We start from the raw sequence: 19,803 nt of genomic DNA, 5'->3' as shown, positions 1-19,803 counted from the left end.
GATATCAATAGCTAATTAAAATATACAGAATTCCCTATCTTATTTTTTAAATTATCATAATACGAATCACAATATACCCGTAATAAGGATAAATCATTTAACAATTTAAATTCATAATACTCCTTTAACACATCACAAAATCGATATTATTTTTCTCTTCATCATTATACCGATAAAATATCCATATATTAATAACACCCTTTTTAATATCAATTAAACACATCAATATTTACCACTTCTTCTGTTAGCTCCTTATTCCAGTAATTTGTCCTTGGTATATTTAACCCCTTATTAGTAATGAAAATACAATTCATATCATAAATCTTCTCATTAAAATTCGTTTCAGAAATTTTATTAAATTGTTCATCAAATTTAATCACACTAAAAGCACATTTAGCTAAGGCATTAACATCGTAATCTTGATTTGGTTCATACTCTCTTGGTAATTGAACAATTCGATAATAATTGTTTTTAAACTTATCATAGATTATCCTTCCATAGGAACCGGATTTTATACACATTTCCATAGAGTTTATTTCTCCAGGATACCTGTCAAATTTAGGAATATTATTAATTGCTTTACTCTTAGCTGCAACCTGACTCTTTAAAATATAATTAATATCGTAAATATAAAGACTATCTGATCCGGCAAATGAATATATCCATTCATTTCTGTCGTTAATTATTCTTGAAAAGTTTGTATGATAGGAAATCAATCCTTTTTGCAAATAGCTTTTCGGATAACACATATTAGCAGGGAATATAAGCGTATTATTATCAATTTCGAACTCAGATGCTAGCAGAATATTTCTATTGATGTTTTCCGGTACTTTAGTATCTAACATTGGCAATATTGAAAAATGCAATCTTTTGTTTAAAAAATAACTGGGAGCAGAAGGTACTGATTTATGGTTAACAATTCCAAAAATATCATTTTTTGGAACAGGTGGTGAATAATGCGATAACACGTCACCTTTACCATTAATCAAAATAGTGTTCTTTACATGACCTTGAGGAAACACGAAAATTGAATCACTTGAAATCACCAAAAAACCTTGTGGATTATTTATGGCATATGGACCCTCCTTCGGAATATTTATTCGTTTTGCAAATTTCTCTGTTGTTAAATTATAGATTTCTAATGCATTAATGGATTTGTTTAAAAGAAAAATAAAAGTTGAATCCTTAATTTCAAAAACTTGATGTCTGATAAAATTAATTGTACCTAATTTTTCTATTTCAAGCCTATATTCCCCTGTTTTGAATAATCTAAGCCCATCTATTAAGGTATTTTCATTTCCCCTACTTAATTTATTACACCCTGTTAATGCAATCGAATAAAAGAATACAATATAAATATGAAAATTTCTCATATCACTGAATAATGAAACACAAATTATTAAATCAAATAATTAAAACTAAATATATAGTCTATATTTAAATTTTCCAAATTTACCTCTGGCAGATTCCCTCAAATATTGTTATCTTTATTAATCACCTCGGTTTATGGAAAAGTCAAAAGATAAAGTCAAAGAACCCTTTTCTGCCTATGGAAGCTATTCCTATGCAGACTACCTCTCTTGGCAACTGGATGAGATGGTGGAATTGATTCGGGGAAAAGTATTCAGGAAAGCTGCAGCAGCCCCTCGTCGAATTCATCAAGAGCTTACGGTAGCCTTGGTTACGCGAATTCATGGATTTTTAAAAGGAGGAAGCTGTAAGGTGTATACCGCCCCCTTTGATGTACGCCTTCCGGTCTCTTCCAGAAAGCACAAGGACATCGATACCGTAGTGCAGCCTGACCTATGTGTAGTCTGCGATCGGGAAAAATTGGATGAATTAGGCTGTGTGGGCGCCCCCGACTTGGTGGTAGAAATCCTCTCTCCAGGAAACAATAAAAAGGAGCTACAATTAAAATACGAGGTATACGAGGCCTCCGGAGTAAAGGAATACTGGGTAATCCATCCTGACGAGCGTACCTTGTTGATCTATACCTTGGAAAAAGGAAAATACCGCTCCTCCCGGTTGTACACCATGGGAGACTGTATAAATTCTCAGGCACTTGCTGGTTTTGAGTTGGATTTGGATGAGGTGTTTGAGGAATTGTAAGTTCAAATAATCTCTTTTTATCTGAGAAACATGAATTAGAAGTATATAATTATTAATTGTTTAATGTTAAATAATTAATTGAGGATCACATACAATTCCAAACTTTAACTACCGGCAGATTCGCTCGTATATTGTTATCTTTATTATTCACCTCGGATTGCGTGAAAGATGGAAAAAACAAAAGATAAAGTCAAAGAACCCTTTTCTGCCTATGGAAGCTATTCCTATGCAGATTACCTCTCCTGGCAGCTCGATGAAATGGTGGAGCTGATTCGCGGAAGGGTGTTTAAACAGGCAGCCGCTCCCCTCTTAATTCACCAACGGATCTCTGGGAAAATTTTTCATCAAATCTATACTTTTCTTCAAGGAAAAAATTGCGAAGTATTTACTGCTCCTTTTGATGTTCGCTTACCCGTTTCTTCCAAAGACCTTGACAAAATCGATACCGTAGTGCAGCCGGACCTCTGTGTGGTCTGTGATCCGGAAAAACTGGATGAATTGGGCGGTGTAGGTGCCCCGGACCTGATTATCGAAATCCTCTCTCCCGGAAACAATAAAAAAGAATTGCAATTGAAATACGAGGTTTACGAAGCCTCGGGCGTAAAAGAATACTGGGTCATTCATCCAGATGAGCGCACCTTGTTGATCTATACTCTGGAAGGAGGAACATACCAACCCTCTCGATTATTTACCTTGGGAGATCGGGTCAACTCACAGGCACTTGCTGGTTTTGTCTTAGATCTGGATGAAGTGTTTGGGGAATTGTGAATATAGGTTACTGACTTAATTCACCTGATTAATACCTATTCTAAAAGAATAAAAGAAAGACTTTCTACCACCACTTTATTTACCTTTCTGTAATTAGCCATTTATGATTCCTAAAGCTTATATTCGTTAATTTACTGTGTTACTTTTTTGCTTCAGGTCTGCCCTGAGTTTATTCAGTGGTCAAAAAAGTAACCAACCTGCCCTGAAGCATAGCAATTCAGGGAAAACCCCGCCGCTGAACATCTTTTGGCTAAAATCAGGGCACCTCCCGCGCATAGGCAAACTCCTCAGGACCTAATGTGATTTCATATAAGATAAGAATTAAATCAAGATCCTTCGTCAAACATGCCTCTGCCTTTGCCACCGCATTGCCCAGTTTTCTTAACGCCAAAACCTGTAAGGCGGAAAGTAACTAATTTACTAAATATGCATTTTGCTAGGGAATGGGATTAAATATGTAATTTATTATTTACTTAAAACCAATATTTTACAATCCGTAATGTATCACCTAAATTTACATTAGCTTTAAACTAAACGAATTAAAAACGCTAAAAAAATTAAATTTGGATAGGTTACATTTACAATTAAGAGTATTGGGAACTTCTCTTTTAGAGATTTCTAATCAGTGTGGTGTAAAAGAAAAAAACTAACTGCTTTTTTTAATTGTGAGGACTCGCCTAGGAATTCAGAAAAGGAATCTCTTAGAACTGAATTAGTACGTCATGGATAGATGTAGAACAATTAAAAACATCTGAAGATCTTATTATAAATCTTCCTTTGATGCCTTGGGATATGGATAGATTGAAAAACACTGGACCAAGTGGGTATTTCTACTGGGGCGAGAAATCCTTTAAAAGACTCTATTAATTAATATTTTAAAACATACTGGCTTATTCAGTAAAGACTGGATTGATTTTGTTGTTTCTACACCTCTTCCAAAAAAGTTTACACAGGCTATTCGGTATTCTATTGGATAGTCCCCGTTTAATGCTATAATTGTGGTTAAAACATACAAGAATTAACCCAAAATGAACAAATACATCCTTGTTTTAACCCTTCTCAGCAATTTAACCTTTACTTTTTCCTGCTCAGAGCGCCAAAAAGATAATCAGGCTACGGAAGAGAGTCCAAATAATTTTTTGCAGGACAAAAAGTTTTTAGAAAAATTTGATCCTAATCTTGTGGAGCTTAGTACGGATGACAAACAGGCAAAAATTCTTGTATCCCCAAAATACCAGGGTAAAGTTTTCACTTCTTCCGCCGCAGGCGAAAATGGAGAAAGCTTTGGCTGGATAAACTATGAGGCATTTGAAGGCCCATTAGACAAGCACATGAATGCCTATGGAGGTGAAAGTCGCCTATGGCTTGGACCGGAAGGTAACACGTACTCTCTATACTTTGAACCAGGCAAAAATATGGAGTTTGAGAACTGGCACACTCCGGCAGCGATTGACTATGAACCCTGGGAAGAAGTCAAGTCTGGCCAGAGGGAAATAAGCATGGCCAAATCAACCTCCATTACCAACTATCAGGGAACCGAGTTTAAGTTACAGCTTCAACGAACTGTTGCGCTTCTGGAAAAGGAGGAAATATTAAAAAACACTGCTTTGATAGCCGATGTTTCTGCCATCAAAATGGTAGGCTATACCACCATCAATTCCATTCAAAACACTGGAGATTTTCCATGGACCCAATCAACCGGAGCTCCCTGCCTCTGGGTTTTGGATATGTTCAAGCCCAGTGCAGAAACCACCATTATATTGCCTCTAAAGCCAAATGAAACCAAAGAAGGACTTACCACCAATTATTTTGGGGAAATTCCGGAGGAAAGAATAGCCACCACCAATAATTACCTCTTCTTAAAAGCCGATGGCCAAAGCCGAGGAAAAGTGGGTGTATCTCCCGAAAGAGGACTGCCTATGGCTGCCAGCTATGACCCTATCAACAAAGTACTGACCATCACTACTTTCAATATATCACCTGAAATGCCTTACCTAAATCAAGAATGGAATACCGATGCTGATCCCTTTAAAGGAGATGCAGTCAATGCCTACAATGATGGCCCCTTGGAGGATGGTAGCCAAATGGGGCCTTTTTACGAATTAGAGAGTGTTTCTCCCGGAGCATTTCTTTCTCCCGGCCAAAGCATGGAGCATTTCCATAATGTATACCACTTTACCGGAAACGAAAAGGTATTAAATGAAATCACCTTGCAAATATTGGGGATTTCTATCGAAGAGATTAATGAGGTGTTTGGTAATGGTTAATTGTTAATTGTTAATTGTTTTTTCTTCAAGAATCTATGGCCCTTGCCTGAAGTCCACAAAGGTCGGAGCCTGTGCTTTTAGGAGGCAAAAGGGCTTTCGAGCGTTAACCCTAATAACTGCCTCTTTAAATGTCTTCGCCTTTGCTTGAATAATAATAGCCAACCATTTAACAAAAAGACAATATTTTATAAAAGAATAAAAGGGCTTCGGCTCATTGGTTTTTTATATATTTATCTGTCGAATCCCCTCTTTTAAAAACAAATCTTTAAAAAAATATTTCCCAACCATGGTAAAAGCAAAATCAGCCCTTTCCCTTCTCCTATTTTCATTCCTGTTTACCATAGGATGTAATGAAAAAGCCCCTGTGGCAAAACGAGTAATTATGTTGGGTATTGACGGCTTTTCTCTGGAAGGTTACCAAAAAGCAAAGACGCCAAATATTGATGCTTTATTTGCCGATGGTGTGATTTCTACCGAGACCAGAACAGTAATGCCATCTGTTACCATGCCCAACTGGACCAGTCACCTAACAGGTGGTGGACCGGAGCAACATGGTGTTTTTGGTAATGACTGGGAAAAGGAAGACCATACCATTGCTCCCCAAGAAATGGATGAGGATGGTTACTACCCTTCTGTATTTAAAATTGTAAAAGACAATGTTCCCAACATAAAGACGGCATTCTATTTTAATTGGAAAAGCCTTATCAAACCTTTCAATAAAAAATACCTCGATGAATATAGGTTTGAAGAAGACGATCGCTACGATCAAAATTACCAAGCAGCATTGGATTTTCTTGTCAGCAACCAAGATGTACCGACCTTGATTTTTCTTTATTCTGTGCATGTAGACCATGCCGGTCATGGACACGAGTGGATGTCTCCTGAATTTATTACAGCCATAGAAGAAATCGATGTGAAAATTGGGGAATTTGTAAATCAGCTAAAAAAAGAAGGCTTATACGAAGACAGCAACTTTTTACTCTTCACAGACCATGGCGGTATTGGTAAAAGCCATGGAGGTACGTCAGTTCAGGAAATGATCGTTCCTTGGATGATCAAAGGCCCCGAAATTAATAAAGCTGTTGAATTGAAATCTCCCAATTCAAATGCCAACACCTCCGCTGTAGTGGCCAAATTATTTGGGATCGCGGACACACCTGAATCCTGGATTGCGAATGTTCCCTCAGGAATATTTAGTGGCAATGAATGATGAAATTTGATACCCTATAAGCTAAATTTTGGTTTACATGGCTCCGGAAAGAAATCAAAGCTAGGCCTTATGAAAATTTATATCTAAACATGGGTTAGGCAATAGGACAGGTAATAGTAGCCCTATTACCTATTTCAAGTTATAAGGAGAGGGCAACTAATTCATCCCTTTTTCACCGTCAATAGCCCCTGAAAATAACCCCTAAATTTTCTAGTGGGAGATGCAATCAGCACATTGAGAACAATTATAGCCCTACTATTTAAATTGGAGTTTGGGTGAAACTTCTTTGATATTCCATAACAATACAAATACCAAGAACACAATTAGGGCCCCACATCCAAAGTTTAACCAAGTGAAAAATTCAACCCAAGAGGATTGGGTGTAAAAAAACTCTTTATAAATCAATATCCCTACGCTGGCCAAATACCCCAGCGCATCTGCTACATAAAATAAGAAGCCTACCGTTCCCTTGTATTTCAAAAAGGCCAGCAATCTTTCGAACAATAGGCAGTGGAAAAGGATGTAAGGCAGGTATACACTAAAACCCGAACCTATCATCCAGATTACAGGGCCAATTTCACCTTGTTTAAAAAGGAAAGTTACAACAATCATTAGAATCGCACTGATGATCGTTGCCAAAATACCTAATAGCAAAGCCTTTTTGTTATCAATCACCAATATACCTAAAGCGCTTATCAGCAAAACCAATATTGCTATAGGAAGCTCGGTCAAAGTTATCAACTCAGGCTGTTGGGACATATTAAAAGAAGCCCAAAATTCCACGATAAAATTATCTCTAAAATCTCTTACTACAGTCAACAACACATACACTAGTACTAGAACAAAAAACACGGCACCATGTTTCTTCATAAAATCCAAACGCGCTTTCTTATCCATTGGGACCCGCTCCGTTCGAAGCTCCTTATCCGTTACTGTGGGAGGCTTGCTTTTACTTAAGCCGTAAGCAGCAATAAGGAGCATCGGAAAAAAAACTACTCCGGTGACAAAAGGCATCATCCATTCACCTATTTGAAAATTATTCATCAACCATATACCTGTTGATTTAACCAGCCCTGTCGAAAAAATAAATGTCGCACTTAAACCTGCTGCCAACAACTCTGAATTTTTCCTACCTTCTAAATACACCAATACCAAACCAAAAATCATCCCCAAAGGCAAACCATTTAAGAACATGGTTACCGGTTTGAAGGGAATCGGAACGTAGGCAAAAGCCAAAAGCATTAACAAGCCAAACCCAACTAGTCCTACAATTGCGCCAAAACGTTTATAGGGCGGGATTTCTGGAACTAGTCGAATACCAATAAACTTGGAAAGCATATACCCCATTACCTGACCAATGATCAACAAGGTTTTAAAATGGAACCCGGATACCGCTTCCACCCCCTCAAACTGACCAGCTAAAAATGATTTTCTGACTGCATACATTCCTGTATATGCCATAAAAGCTGTGCAAACCAATAAAACATCCGTCTTGGAAATTGAAACTTTATTGAGTTTGCCCATAAAAATTGAAGATTGTTTCTATTATTGAAATGCTTTATAAATATTTTATCGCTTGTAAAAGTAGGGCCAAATCTGAAATCGAAACTAAATTCAAGTGTTAACAAAACAATAATTTTTCATTAAGTGAAATTAATTTTTCTTATAAGGAAAATTTACAGAACTTTAATTTTTAATATAAGCCTAGAAAAACGCATTAATAAAGCGATTAAATTAAAATTGAATGGATAATTCAGCTTACCTCACCACTTGGATTGGCTCCAAAATAAAAGACATCAGAAAATCACAACATCTGAAGCTAGGGGACCTTGCGGATAAATCGGGAATTAGCATTGCCATGCTCTCAAAAATCGAAAACGGTAGGGTATTCCCTACCTTACCCTCCTTGATTCAGGTACTCAGTACCCTCAATGTGGATTTGAATGTGTTTTTTGCAGACCTTCAAACAGAAAAAGAATTTCCAGGATACTTTTTAAAAAGAAAAAGTGAATACCGCTCAGTAAAAAAAGAGGAGGAAGCCATAGGATTTGACTACCAATTGATTCTCAATCATAAAATTGAACGTTCTTCGATGGAAATCTCCTTGCTAACCATCTCTAGGAACTCCAAAAGAGAACCGGTAACCACAGATGGTATTCAATACCTGTATGTAATCAGTGGAAGCCTCATCTATGAGTTGGGAGACAAGGTTTTTGATTTAGAAGAAGGGGATTCCTTATTATTCAATGGAAACATTCCACACCTACCGAAAAACCCTAACAATACAGATGCCCAACTTTTGGTCATTTACTTTATAGAAATCAGATAATCTACCTACTGTATGGAAAAAGAAGCTATTGCAAAGGTTTTTATGGAACCCGAGTCCCCTTTTACTACACGCTCAATTGGATTCCCTTCTTTGGCAGAAGGGGAATTATTGGTTAAAATCAATTTTTCAACTATCTGCACCAGTGATTTACATACATTTTACGGAAGAAGGCAATCTTGCAGTCATAGTGTTTTGGGACACGAAATTATAGGTATTATTGAAAAAATGTCAACCGAGGACATGTTTGACTATTATGGAAATCAGCTCAATATTGGAGACAGAATCACTTGGACCATCTACGCCCATGACCCCAACTCAATAAATGCCAAAAAAGGATATCCTCAAAAATCCAAAGCACTATATAAATATGGCCATGAGCAAATGAATGATGCATACCAGCTCAATGGTGGTTTTGCAAGCCATTGCCATCTGAGAAAAAACACAACCCTATTTAAGCTCCCTAAAAACCTGAGCAATTTAGAAGCCGCTCCATTGAATTGCACACATGCCACCATCGCAGGTGCTTTAAGATTGGCAGGAGAATTGAAAAACAAAAATATTTTGGTAAATGGAGTGGGTATGCTTGGGCTTTCGGCCTGTGCTATGGCCAAAGAAGAAGGTGCAGAAAATGTTTGGAGTCAGGATATCGACCCTAAAAAGGCTTCCTATTCCTTAAAATTTGGAGCAAAAAAAGCCTTTATCTATGGTGAAAGTGAGATTCATTCTGCCACTGATCCGGATGGAGGAATAGATATAATTATTGAAACATCCGGTAATCCGGAAGCAATTGAGCATTGTTTAAAACTTCTGGCGATTGGTGGAACACTAGTTTTGGTAGGTTCAGTCTTTCCCCAGCGAGACCTCTCCATCAATGGAGAGTATTTGGTAAGAAATCTGCTTTCTATCAAAGGGCTCCACAATTACATTCCAGGAGACCTGGCCACTGCCATAAATTTCATAAAAAAAGCTCATCTTAAGTATCCTTTTGAAAGCCTTGTGGGTAAAACATTTAATCTTCAGGATTTGGACGAAGCTTTTGCTACGGCCCAAAATGGAGGGTATTACAGAATAGGCATCCTTCCTTAAGCATAGTTTGAGGAATTGCACAACCAAGTTAAACTTAATATTATTGACATCATATTCAGAAAACACTCATGTTTGATCTAATCGTAGTTGGAGGTGGGGTTTTGGGAGGCTTCCATGCCTATCATGCCCTAAAAAACGGATTAAAGGTAGCCTTGATTGAAAAAGACAAGGCTCCTCAAGGTGCCACGGTTCGTAATTTTGGGCAGGTAGTACCTTCCGGAATGAATGAAAAGTGGCAGGCCTATGGAAGAGAAAGTCTGGAGATTTACAAAGAAATACATGCAGGTGTAGACCTAAGTCTCAGGAATCAAGGCACCGTTTACCTGGCTTCGGATCCCGAAGAATTGCAGTTGTTAGAAGAATTGAGGGGGATTAATTCTAACAAAGACTATACTTCCACCTTGATTTCGAAGGAAAATTGCCTTAAAAAATACCCCGGATTAAGGCCTGACTATATCAAAGGCGGTTTGTATTTTCCACAAGAACTTACTGTGGAGCCAAGGCTAATGATCAATCGTCTATTGCAGGCTATGGTTCAGGAAATGGACTTGACTTATAAACCTTTTACTTCAGTTCTTTCCTGTGAAAATACCGGTTCGGTGGTGAAAACAACGACAGCCTGTGGCCAAAAGCTTGAGTCTTCAAAGGTCATTATTTGCAATGGTAGTGAATTTAAAACCTTGTATCCTACAATTTTTGCTGGAAGCAATATGGAAATTTCTAAATTGCAGATGATGCAAACCATAGTCCAGCCTAAATCTTTTCAACTTCCCGGATCTATACTGACCGGGACTTCTATTCGCAGGTATGAGGCCTTTCAGGAATGCCCCTCATACAAGACCATTAAGGATAAAGAAAAAAAAGACAGGCCTGAAAAAAAATGGGGCATTCATATTTTATTCAAGCAGGCCATGGACGGTTCTGTAATTCTTGGGGACTCTCATGAATATGCTTCTGTAGAAAATAGAGACAGCCTGGGCTTTGACCTAAAGATGGAGATTGATGAATTAATGTTGAAAATGGCCGGACAAATTGTCGAGCTCCCAAGCTATGAAATAGCCTACCGCTGGTATGGAATGTATTCTCAGTGCAAAAATGGTGAATTGTTTGAAGAAACCATTGATAACCATATTCATATTGTCACCGGCATTGGTGGTAAAGGAATGACAGGTAGTCCTGCATTCGCCAAAGAAAATATATTTAAACTATTTAATCTATAACAATGAAAAACATTAAACTAGTAGTACTGGACATGGCAGGAACTACTGTGGATGAGGACAATGTAGTTTACAAAACCGTCCAAAAAGTAATCAATGACAAAGGCTTTAACGTTAGTTTGGAAGAGGTTTTAGCCCATGGCGCAGGAAAAGAAAAACACCAGGCAATTACAGATGTACTAAAAGCCTGCACCAACGCCACTGACATAGCCACCATTGCTGATGAGGCCTTTGCTAACTTTAAGCCTACGCTGAAACTCACTTACGAGCAACTCAAGGTTAAAACTTTTCCGGGTGTAAAGGAAATGATGGAAAACCTTAGGAATAAGGGCGTATTTGTGGTATTAAATACCGGTTATGATAGGAAAACAGCCATATCTTTATTACTGAAACTAGGCTGGGAAACAGGTAAGGATATCGATGGATTGGTAACTGCTGACGATGTCTCAAATGGCCGTCCCCAACCGGATATGATATACAAAGCCATGGATTTATGTAACATTACGGAGTCCCAGGAAGTGCTTAAAGCCGGTGATTCCACCATTGATATAGAAGAGGGAAAAAATGCTAAATGTGGCTTAACAATTGGCGTATTGACAGGGGCGCAAAACGAAGATCAACTAAAAACGGCAGCACCGGATTATATTTTACCAAGTCTGGCAACTCTTCCTGAAGTTTTGAAGGCTTAATTTGGACATGGTTTCAAGCCTTGTTAGAAATAAATAATTTTAACAATACCAGGACAGATTCCCTATTTATTTCGTACTGCTTATGCTACAATTATTGTAATTGTACTAAAACCTAGGCATGCAATATTATATGAATGCATTCCTAAAAACAACTAAAAGTGCTGAACCATGAAAAAATCTACCAAAACGAATCACTACAGTAAAATTTGGCCCGTTAAATGGGTCGGGAATCCTTCCGGCCTTTGGGCCTTATTGCTAAGCCCCTTTCTTTTGTTTGGCTGTTTGAATACCAGCGAAACTGAACCGGAAATTATTATTGAACCCCCTTATAGTTCTTTAATTGGCACAGATACCATCTCTTCAGGAGACTATAAGCAATTCAGCATAGGTGCAAATGCTGAAACCACCTATGCTTCAGTCAACCAATTAAAAGAAAATATAGGGTTGGATTATATAAATATAGTGGCAAATATATATTCAGATATAACAGAGCTGGAGGACAAGCTTCCACTTTACCATTATATCTTTATGGATGAAGAAAAAGGTACATCAACAGGTGTTCAATTGGGGATTTCCGAGGACCGTATTGCCACCATTTTCTTAGGAAACGGGGAAGAATTAGAGAAATGGCCAACAGATTTATCACAATCTGCTATTCGGAAAGGTGATGAAGTGGCTACCTTATTTGACAAGCTGAAAACGATAAGCCAAAACGACAAATACAAAAAGAAATTTGAGGCGATCAATTTATTAACCAAAGATTTGTCGAAACCCTATGACTCCCAAATGTCCAAATCTCCTCAATGGTATTTTGGCTATACTTTAGCTGATGATAAAATGGATGTTATCAAACTGAATTTCGAAGAAGGAATGCTTAAAAACATTATCATCGACCACTTTGAAACTTACTAAAGAGCTAAAACCTGTAAAAAGTCTGATTTTCCTTAATTTCAAAGTCAATAGCGAAATTGAATACTTCTAGGATCTCTAAGCTACGCCGCAGTTGGAAAAACAAAAAAACCACCTATGAAAATCTATCATAGGTGGTTTTTATTTCTCTAAACCCTCAATCAAGTTGTTGGCTCGGTAATTTTTTGTTTATGCGTAACGGGATTGGCATACATTGCTAAAAAATTATGTACAGCTACCTCATTGTTCATATCTATACCATTGGCCATTCTTTCCTCAAAGGCTTCTTTTTCCTCCTTGGAATAATGAGCTTCGTATTTATTGGTATTGTGCATCAAATCTAAGGCAATATAATTGGAAGGCCAAAGCTGATAATTATGAACAATTATCCGATCCAATTCTTCTGCAAGCACTTGCAGTTGCTTGTTTAAAGGACCTTCAGTACCAAATACTTCAGCAATCTCTTCATCCATAACTTTGCCTACAGAAATATGAATGCGTTTCTTTTGCCCCATGATTCCACTTACTAGGGTTCTAAAATCTTCATTTTTTTGTTTTACATATATCTCTTCCCGGGCTTTGGCCATTAATTCAGGCATTTTAAGCACATCGGTAGGGTCATTTTCATAGGAAATGGAGACAGGAACAATTTTCAATTGCTGAAAATAGTCTTTTAATGGTGTGTTACCACTTGCCATGGTGAGCATCTTCAGCATGCCTTTCTGAGTCAAATCCATACCATCCTTGGTACGTCCCTCCCTTTGAGCAATCCATACGGAACGATTCTCTTGGAACAATGCTTCTTTGATGTATTCAGAATTCAATTTAGAATTTTCGAACATGGCCTTAGGGCTAAGTCCTCTAAAAACAACAAAATTACGGGTAATCCTTGACAAGGCCTTTAGGAAAGGTTTCTTTACAAGGTTATCCCCTATTGCCGAGGTTGTCATCACCAAGCCATGTTCAAACAAGGTGGCATTCAGCAAAGAGGTATCAAGGATAATGTCTCTATGGTTAGATATAAATAAATAGGCAGTATTAGGGTCTAAGTTTTCGAAGCCCGAAGTAGACAGCCCATCAGAACTAATTTTTAATACTTTGAGTACAGCATCGTATATAATCTTGGTTTGAAAGTCTCTGATTGAGTGGATATCGGATAACATTTCGGCCCATTCTGCCTCTGATCTGTCAGGAAAAGTGAAATTAAGTATGGCCTTCATCATGGGATGCTGGCCATATTCTTTCAATGCCTGATTGACTTCATTATCATAAAAAGGTCTTATCGGATCAAATTTGGACATATAATATTATTTTCTAGGGCGCAAATTACTAAAAATGCCTCAAAGGATAGTTCCTTTTATCAAACAATAGTAATTGAACATAAAAAAGCCCCATAAAAGGGGCTTTTTTATAGTGAATTTATTCAAACAAAAATTGTAAAACGGCTTATTTTAACAAGCCTTATCTTACAATTCTTTAACTTTAATGTCTTTCCATGAAATTTTGAGGCCTCCACCGCTATGGATTTGAAGGGCTAGCTGACCTTCGCCTTCTCCAATTTTCTCATCTGTATAATCAATCATTTCAACACCATTTAACCAAGTGGTTACGTGATCATCAACTACACGTATTTTAATGTCATTCCACTCACCGAATTTCAAGTTTTTATCTTTTTCCGGATCAGGTTTGATCAACCATCCACGGCCATAGGATTCGTAAACTCCACCGGTATCATTTCCCGGAGGGGCAACTTCTACCTGCCAACCTGAAACTTTAGTTCCTTCGAAAGTTGAACGAAAGAAAATACCACTGTTGCCATCTTCGTCTTGCTTGAATTTAGCGGTCAATTCAAAGTTTTTATAGTTTTTTTCAGTACCTAAATAACCATACTCACCATCAGGACCACTTTCAGAGACCAAAATCCCATCTTCTACATACCATTTTTCGGTACCATAAACGGTCCAACCACTGAGGTCTTTACCATTAAACAAGTCTGTGCCATTAGATGCGCATGACATTACAAGGACTGCAGCCAACATCATGGCGCTAGTTTTAATTAGTGATTTCATCATTACTTTTAAATATTAGATTTAATTATACTAATTTCATATTTACAGGATCCCATTTGATAAATTCATCCTGAAAATAACTGTCATTACACAATAAAGCCGGTGCAGCTGCACGAAAAGCAAATACAGGGTTTTCTTCAACTTGCCCGTTTTCTCTAATCGCCCTGAAGAAATTACCGAAATGATCATAATGTGCGCCTTTATAACCCGGCTCTACTTTATAAACCACTTCATTGGGAGGTAAAATTTTCTTTCGGTCTGAAACCTCTCCTCTCATTTTTGCCTGGGCTTCTAAGAACGGATCATCACTGGAAGTCTGCTTGTTTGTTTTCACAACCACCTCGTCCCATTTTACATCCATTGAACCTTTGCTACCAACAATTTTCAAATAGGTAGAACCACTGGTTCCATCCACAAAATTACAACGCAAAGACAAATTAAAACCCGGGTGTTGCTCACTGTCCGGATATTGAAACATCCCCAACAAAACATCAGGAACCTCTCTACCATCTTTCCAATACCTCAATCCACCCATGGCAGAAACCTTATTAGGCCCTAAGGAATTGGTGATAAAATGTAAACTGGTAAATAAATGTACAAAAAGATCTCCGGACATCCCTGTACCATAATCCAAATAATTTCTCCACCTGAAAAATCTCAGCGGATCAAAAGGCCTCTCAGTAGTATTGGAGATATACCTTTCCCAATCCACAGTTTCAGGCGTTCCATCTGCCGGTACATTGTACTGCCAAGCTCCAGGAGGAGAATGTCTTGCCCAAAATCCTTCTGCATAATTAATGTCTCCAATCACACCTTCTTCCAAAAGTTCTTTGGCTTTCTCGTTGCCAAGGCTAGATATACCTTGACTTCCTACCATCATTATCTTTCCGGATTTTTTCCATGCATCAATCACATCCTTTCCTTCATCCACACTATGCACCATAGGTTTTTCGCAATAAACGTGCTTTCCTGCTTTCATGGCATCAATACTGATTTGCTTGTGCCAATGATCAGGAGTTCCTATCAGGACTGCATCAATGTCCTTTCTTTTGAGAATTTCTTTATAATCTTTTGTTAAAAATAAATGTTGCCCCCATTTTTCTTTCGCATCATCTAATCTACCATCATACAAATCACAAACAGCAACGATGCTTACATTATCATGCTTGAGCGCCGTGTTCATGTCCTGGGACCCCATAATTCCTGCGCCGATAAGCGCAATCTTTAATTCCTGCTCTGCAGCAACTTCAGAATTTCTTTTTAATTTGACCACTGCTTTTTGATCTGCATTGGCCAAAGCTACAGGTACAATAGCTGAAGCCGCTCCAGCCATACTCATTTTCTTTAAAAATGTACGCCTTTTATTGTTCATGTGTTAGTGTATTAATCTCCTAAATAAGGAATAAATATAAGGAATTATTAATTCATATTTTTAAGTAATGGGATAAACTTAATACATTTTTTTGTTTAATTCTAAATTTGAACCCTCTCTAAAATCAAAAAAAAGGCCATCTTATAAAAAGATGGCCTTTTTTCATGCTTGCACAAGCCACATAAAGTTACTTGTACTTTATAATTACTATAGCTTTGGTCAGCCGGGACTATCTGTTTGGATTGTTCTGTTGAGGCTGGTAGTTCGGATTATTAGAATTATTGTAGTTTGGATTGTTTTCATCCATATATCTTTGTCCAGGCCATTGTGGCGTCAATTCTAATTCCTCTAAATTTGTCAATTCATCATTTTCAAAAGTGACCAATAAATAGAATCTATCTCCATTATTGACCCGATACACTTTTTTGCCCTCACTTATTTGACTGATTACAGCATCTTTGTTCTGCCTCAAGAACTTGCTTTCAGACATTCCTAATTGATAGGGTACTCTAGGTTGCAAAAGTGCACAGGAACTCATAATAAAGACCAAACTCAAAATACTAATTGTTTTTTTCATAGCTAATAAATGTTATGCTTACAAAGCACCGAAAATATATGGTAATTTCTAGGCTATAGTCATCAATAATATTGCCAAAATTTTTTTCTTTGATTATAAAGGGTTTAGGCAAAGCTTGAAAAATTATTTTGTGAGTGAACCGAAAATAGTTACCTTTGTTCCAAGCGGCACGACCAGCTCCCGCTGAATCCCCCAGGTCCGGAAGGAAGCAAGGGTAGGCGGTCGTAGCGGTGCGATGCCGCTTATTTTTTTGTCCTTTTCCTACACAAGCCCCTTCTTTTTGTTAATTTTGGTTTAAATTTACCGGTACAAATCAACAAACCTAAAAACAAGCATGAAATTCTTTATTGATACTGCGAATCTTAATGAAATAAAAGAAGCCTATGACCTAGGCGTATTGGATGGCGTTACCACAAATCCATCTTTAATGGCCAAGGAAGGCATCAGTGGTGACGAAAATGTCATCAACCATTACAAAGCTATTTGCGATATAGTGGATGCAAACGTAAGTGCTGAAGTAATCTCCACAGATTTTGAAGGAATCATTAAAGAAGGAAAGGAACTTGCCAAAATCGATGACAAAATTGTTGTAAAGGTTCCCATGATCAAAGATGGCATAAAAGCCATCAAATATTTTTCAAGTGAAGGGATCAGAACCAACTGCACATTGGTATTTTCTGCGGGCCAAGCCATTCTTGCTGCCAAAGCAGGAGCATCCTACCTTTCTCCATTTATTGGTAGATTAGACGACATCTCTTTTGATGGCCTGGATTTAATTGCCCAGATTGTGCACATTTATCAAAATTATGGTTATGAAACTGAAGTTTTGGCTGCCTCTGTACGTCACACCATGCACTTGGTGAAATGTGCGGAACTTGGAGCTGACGTGGTTACCTGCCCGTTAAAAGTAATTACAGGCTTATTGAACCACCCACTTACAGACAAAGGCTTGGCTCAATTTCTAGCTGATCACGCCAAGGCCAACAAATAATTTTCTATGGAGCAGGTAAGTAACCTGCTCCTTTTTGAAAACCATTGCCAAGCTTTAAGGTTACAATTAAAAACGAACCGGATATGTACATTATCAAAGTGAAAGGGAAAGCAAAAATCCCTGATTATATACAGATCAGGGATGAAAACTTTGTTCTTGTGGCCTACTTCAGAGCGGACAGACCCTTAAAAAAAATTGAAAAATTTGGACTTGGAGGTAAAGAGGAAGAGCTTGGAAAGCTTATCAAAGAACTTCCTTTCGGCAAACTAAAAAAATTAGATCTCTGATATGGTTTTTTCAAATGAGCCAGTAGTTAAGGTAGAAAACGCTTGTATTTTTCAAGGCATCAATACCATATTAAAAAGTGTAAACTTCAGCATTGAAAAGGGCGAATTTGTATTCCTGATAGGACGTACAGGTAGTGGAAAGAGTTCTTTACTTAAAACCCTATATGCAGATTTACCATTGATTATGGGTGAAGCTTCTGTTGCCGGTTACCCTATTCAGGAAATCAAAAAGAAGGAAATCCCATTCCTTCGAAGAAAATTAGGCATAGTATTTCAGGATTTCCAATTATTCCCGGACAGAACAGTAGCCGAGAACCTCTATTTCGTACTCCGTGCTACCGGTTGGAAAGACAAACTCAAAATGAAAAACCGAATGATTGAGGTTTTAATGGGAGTAGGTCTGGGAGGTGCAGCAACCAAAATGCCCCATCAGCTTTCAGGAGGCGAACAACAAAGAGTCGTGATCGCAAGGGCCTTACTCAATGAACCATCAATACTTTTGGCCGATGAGCCAACCGGAAATCTCGATCCGGATGTTTCAGATGGTATTTTCAAACTTTTTCAAGAAATTAATAAGCGGGGAACAGCTATTTTAATGGCTACTCATAATTATGAACTTTTAAAAAAATACCCTTACCGAATATTGAAATGTGAAAACGCAGAGGTTCTCGACAGCAAAAACGCCCCCATTTCCTTGTCCGGTAGTGGCTTGTAATAAAACAGCTATAATTCTCAATTGTTCCACTTTTATTTTTCCTGCCTTTAAAGGCTCATTGTTATTTTTGACATTGCTTCTGAATAACCCTGCTTAAAACCAATCAAACCTTACCAATCTACCTATAATCTGTTCATTATCCGGCTCAAAACTGGAATTTGAGCAAAGCGTAAATGGCACCTAAAAAATTGCCAAACATAAGCTACTGCATTACTGCCACACTTTACCCCCACAATAGATAACCTGACCGAAACAAAACTTTGCCCGCTAATATTCGATATAATAAGCTAGACCAATAAAAATAACATGGAATTAGAACATTTCTTCCAATGCCCTTATTGTCTCGCCGAAATCTCAATGCTTTTGGATCCGAGTATACCCGAACAAAGTTATATTGAAGATTGTGAGGTTTGCTGTAACCCTATTCAGATAAGCTACCAATTTATAGAAGGCGAATTACATACTTTCGATGCTGATAATATTGAGCAATAAACTTTTCTTGTTTTTAACTTGAATTTTCTTGACTAAAGCCTATTTTAGCTATCAAATTAAAATGGTTATGATAAGAATTTTTTTATGCTTTCTTTTTTTATCTGCTTGTCAATTTACCTTAACGGCTGAAGCACAGATAATAGAAGAAATTAAAACAGCCGGTCAAATTTACGCTTATGCCCAAATTCACGGTGATTATGAAATATTACTGGATTTCACTTATCCGGTGCTAATAGAAAAAGCAGGGGGCCGAGAGGCCATGAAAACAATCCTCAAGCAAATTCAAGAAACCAAAATAGATAAAGGGCAAAGGCTCATAAAATTGACATTTGGTGAACTCATCCAGTATAGCACCAACACCACTGAAGTACATGCCATAATCCCTGTTACCACCACAACCAAAGTACCTGGAGGGACAATTACCGCTGAGAGTAACCTGATAGCTGTAGGCACAGAAGGTAGGGACAATTGGTATTTTATTGAAACCACTTCAATCAACGAGCAGAACATTAGCAAAATTCTCCCCAATTGGGATTTTAAATTAGCATTACCCTATAAAAAAGCGCCTGTGTATAAGGAAGATCGCCACTAACAATAAAAAATCTGTTTAAACTAAATTTCACGTTGTACTAGGAAACCTAAACAATCTTATTTCTTTTTATTTAAAGCATCCATTACGAATGCTATTTCAGATCCTAGGCAAAAATAAGGCGGAA

Annotated in this window: 20 protein-coding genes and 1 other RNA gene; 15 read left to right on the top strand and 6 right to left on the bottom strand. The window is 37.6% G+C overall.

Annotated features, from left to right (window positions below):
* Positions 1-209: 209 nt before the first annotated feature.
* Entirely contained in the window at positions 210-1,373 is a 1,164-nt protein-coding gene (locus tag Q4534_RS04360) for a DUF4221 family protein (RefSeq protein ID WP_303611948.1), read from the bottom strand.
* A 133-nt stretch (positions 1,374-1,506) separates the two neighbouring features.
* Between Q4534_RS04360 and Q4534_RS04355 the strand changes: the two genes are divergently transcribed.
* From Q4534_RS04355 to Q4534_RS04340, 4 genes are all read left to right on the top strand, one after another.
* Positions 1,507-2,109 (top strand): Uma2 family endonuclease, encoded by a 603-nt coding sequence (locus Q4534_RS04355; RefSeq protein WP_303611947.1) that lies wholly within the window; start codon positions 1,507-1,509, stop codon positions 2,107-2,109.
* Positions 2,110-2,277: 168 nt separating this feature from the next.
* Positions 2,278-2,877, top strand: a complete 600-nt coding sequence (locus Q4534_RS04350) for a Uma2 family endonuclease (protein WP_303611946.1) — start codon at positions 2,278-2,280, stop codon at positions 2,875-2,877.
* Positions 2,878-3,905: 1,028 nt separating this feature from the next.
* Complete coding sequence (locus tag Q4534_RS04345) at positions 3,906-5,144, top strand: DUF6786 family protein (RefSeq protein WP_303611945.1); 1,239 nt, start codon at positions 3,906-3,908, stop codon at positions 5,142-5,144.
* Positions 5,145-5,430: 286 nt separating this feature from the next.
* Positions 5,431-6,354, top strand: a complete 924-nt coding sequence (locus tag Q4534_RS04340; protein WP_303611944.1) for an alkaline phosphatase family protein — start codon at positions 5,431-5,433, stop codon at positions 6,352-6,354.
* 255 nt (positions 6,355-6,609) lie between these two features.
* Here the strand turns inward: Q4534_RS04340 and Q4534_RS04335 are convergent, their stop codons facing one another.
* A complete protein-coding gene (locus tag Q4534_RS04335) occupies positions 6,610-7,878 on the bottom strand; it encodes a DUF5690 family protein (protein ID WP_303611943.1) in 1,269 nt (422 codons plus the stop codon).
* Between the two features lie 220 nt (positions 7,879-8,098).
* Between Q4534_RS04335 and Q4534_RS04330 the strand changes: the two genes are divergently transcribed.
* The 5 genes from Q4534_RS04330 (at position 8,099) to Q4534_RS04310 (ending at position 12,587) form a co-directional block, all read left to right on the top strand.
* The gene (locus tag Q4534_RS04330; protein WP_303611942.1) at positions 8,099-8,683 is read left to right on the top strand and encodes a helix-turn-helix domain-containing protein; all 585 of its coding nucleotides are present in this window, start codon (positions 8,099-8,101) and stop codon (positions 8,681-8,683) included.
* A gap of 12 nt (positions 8,684-8,695) precedes the next feature.
* Positions 8,696-9,769 (top strand): zinc-binding dehydrogenase, encoded by a 1,074-nt coding sequence (locus tag Q4534_RS04325; RefSeq protein ID WP_303611941.1) that lies wholly within the window; start codon positions 8,696-8,698, stop codon positions 9,767-9,769.
* Positions 9,770-9,837: 68 nt separating this feature from the next.
* Entirely contained in the window at positions 9,838-10,989 is a 1,152-nt protein-coding gene (locus Q4534_RS04320) for a TIGR03364 family FAD-dependent oxidoreductase (protein ID WP_303611940.1), read from the top strand.
* 2 nt (positions 10,990-10,991) lie between these two features.
* Positions 10,992-11,675, top strand: coding sequence for a phosphonatase-like hydrolase (locus Q4534_RS04315; protein WP_303611939.1), 684 nt, complete (start codon positions 10,992-10,994; stop codon positions 11,673-11,675).
* A 168-nt stretch (positions 11,676-11,843) separates the two neighbouring features.
* Positions 11,844-12,587 (top strand): hypothetical protein, encoded by a 744-nt coding sequence (locus Q4534_RS04310; protein ID WP_303611938.1) that lies wholly within the window; start codon positions 11,844-11,846, stop codon positions 12,585-12,587.
* A gap of 158 nt (positions 12,588-12,745) precedes the next feature.
* Here the strand turns inward: Q4534_RS04310 and Q4534_RS04305 are convergent, their stop codons facing one another.
* The 4 genes from Q4534_RS04305 to Q4534_RS04290 form a co-directional block, all read right to left on the bottom strand.
* Positions 12,746-13,885, bottom strand: coding sequence for a 1-acyl-sn-glycerol-3-phosphate acyltransferase (locus Q4534_RS04305; protein WP_303611937.1), 1,140 nt, complete (start codon positions 13,883-13,885; stop codon positions 12,746-12,748).
* Positions 13,886-14,050: 165 nt separating this feature from the next.
* A complete protein-coding gene (locus Q4534_RS04300; protein ID WP_407933568.1) occupies positions 14,051-14,653 on the bottom strand; it encodes a DUF1080 domain-containing protein in 603 nt (200 codons plus the stop codon).
* Between the two features lie 25 nt (positions 14,654-14,678).
* Positions 14,679-16,025 carry a Gfo/Idh/MocA family protein gene (locus Q4534_RS04295; protein ID WP_303611935.1) on the bottom strand — a complete coding sequence of 449 codons (1,347 nt, stop codon included), beginning with the start codon at positions 16,023-16,025 and terminating at the stop codon, positions 14,679-14,681.
* Between the two features lie 229 nt (positions 16,026-16,254).
* The gene (locus Q4534_RS04290; protein WP_303611934.1) at positions 16,255-16,602 is read right to left on the bottom strand and encodes a hypothetical protein; all 348 of its coding nucleotides are present in this window, start codon (positions 16,600-16,602) and stop codon (positions 16,255-16,257) included.
* Between the two features lie 159 nt (positions 16,603-16,761).
* Between Q4534_RS04290 and ffs the strand changes: the two genes are divergently transcribed.
* The 6 genes from ffs to Q4534_RS04260 all read left to right on the top strand — a co-directional run bounded on the left by ffs (position 16,762) and on the right by Q4534_RS04260 (position 19,679).
* Positions 16,762-16,852: signal recognition particle sRNA small type (gene ffs / locus Q4534_RS04285), an RNA gene on the top strand.
* An 84-nt stretch (positions 16,853-16,936) separates the two neighbouring features.
* A complete protein-coding gene (gene fsa, locus Q4534_RS04280) occupies positions 16,937-17,593 on the top strand; it encodes a fructose-6-phosphate aldolase (RefSeq protein WP_303611933.1) in 657 nt (218 codons plus the stop codon).
* 83 nt (positions 17,594-17,676) lie between these two features.
* Positions 17,677-17,880, top strand: coding sequence for a fructose-6-phosphate aldolase (locus tag Q4534_RS04275; RefSeq protein ID WP_303611932.1), 204 nt, complete (start codon positions 17,677-17,679; stop codon positions 17,878-17,880).
* A 1-nt stretch (position 17,881) separates the two neighbouring features.
* A complete protein-coding gene (locus Q4534_RS04270; RefSeq protein ID WP_303611931.1) occupies positions 17,882-18,595 on the top strand; it encodes a cell division ATP-binding protein FtsE in 714 nt (237 codons plus the stop codon).
* A gap of 306 nt (positions 18,596-18,901) precedes the next feature.
* Positions 18,902-19,087 carry a CPXCG motif-containing cysteine-rich protein gene (locus tag Q4534_RS04265; protein WP_303611930.1) on the top strand — a complete coding sequence of 62 codons (186 nt, stop codon included), beginning with the start codon at positions 18,902-18,904 and terminating at the stop codon, positions 19,085-19,087.
* Positions 19,088-19,154: 67 nt separating this feature from the next.
* Positions 19,155-19,679, top strand: a complete 525-nt coding sequence (locus tag Q4534_RS04260) for a hypothetical protein (RefSeq protein ID WP_303611929.1) — start codon at positions 19,155-19,157, stop codon at positions 19,677-19,679.
* Positions 19,680-19,803 lie beyond the last annotated feature (124 nt).

It is taken from the genome of Cyclobacterium sp. 1_MG-2023, assembly GCF_030546805.1.
GTDB lineage: Bacteria > Bacteroidota > Bacteroidia > Cytophagales > Cyclobacteriaceae > Cyclobacterium.
Note: the sequence above shows the minus strand (reverse complement) of the source record. Positions and strands in the feature narration are given on the sequence as shown.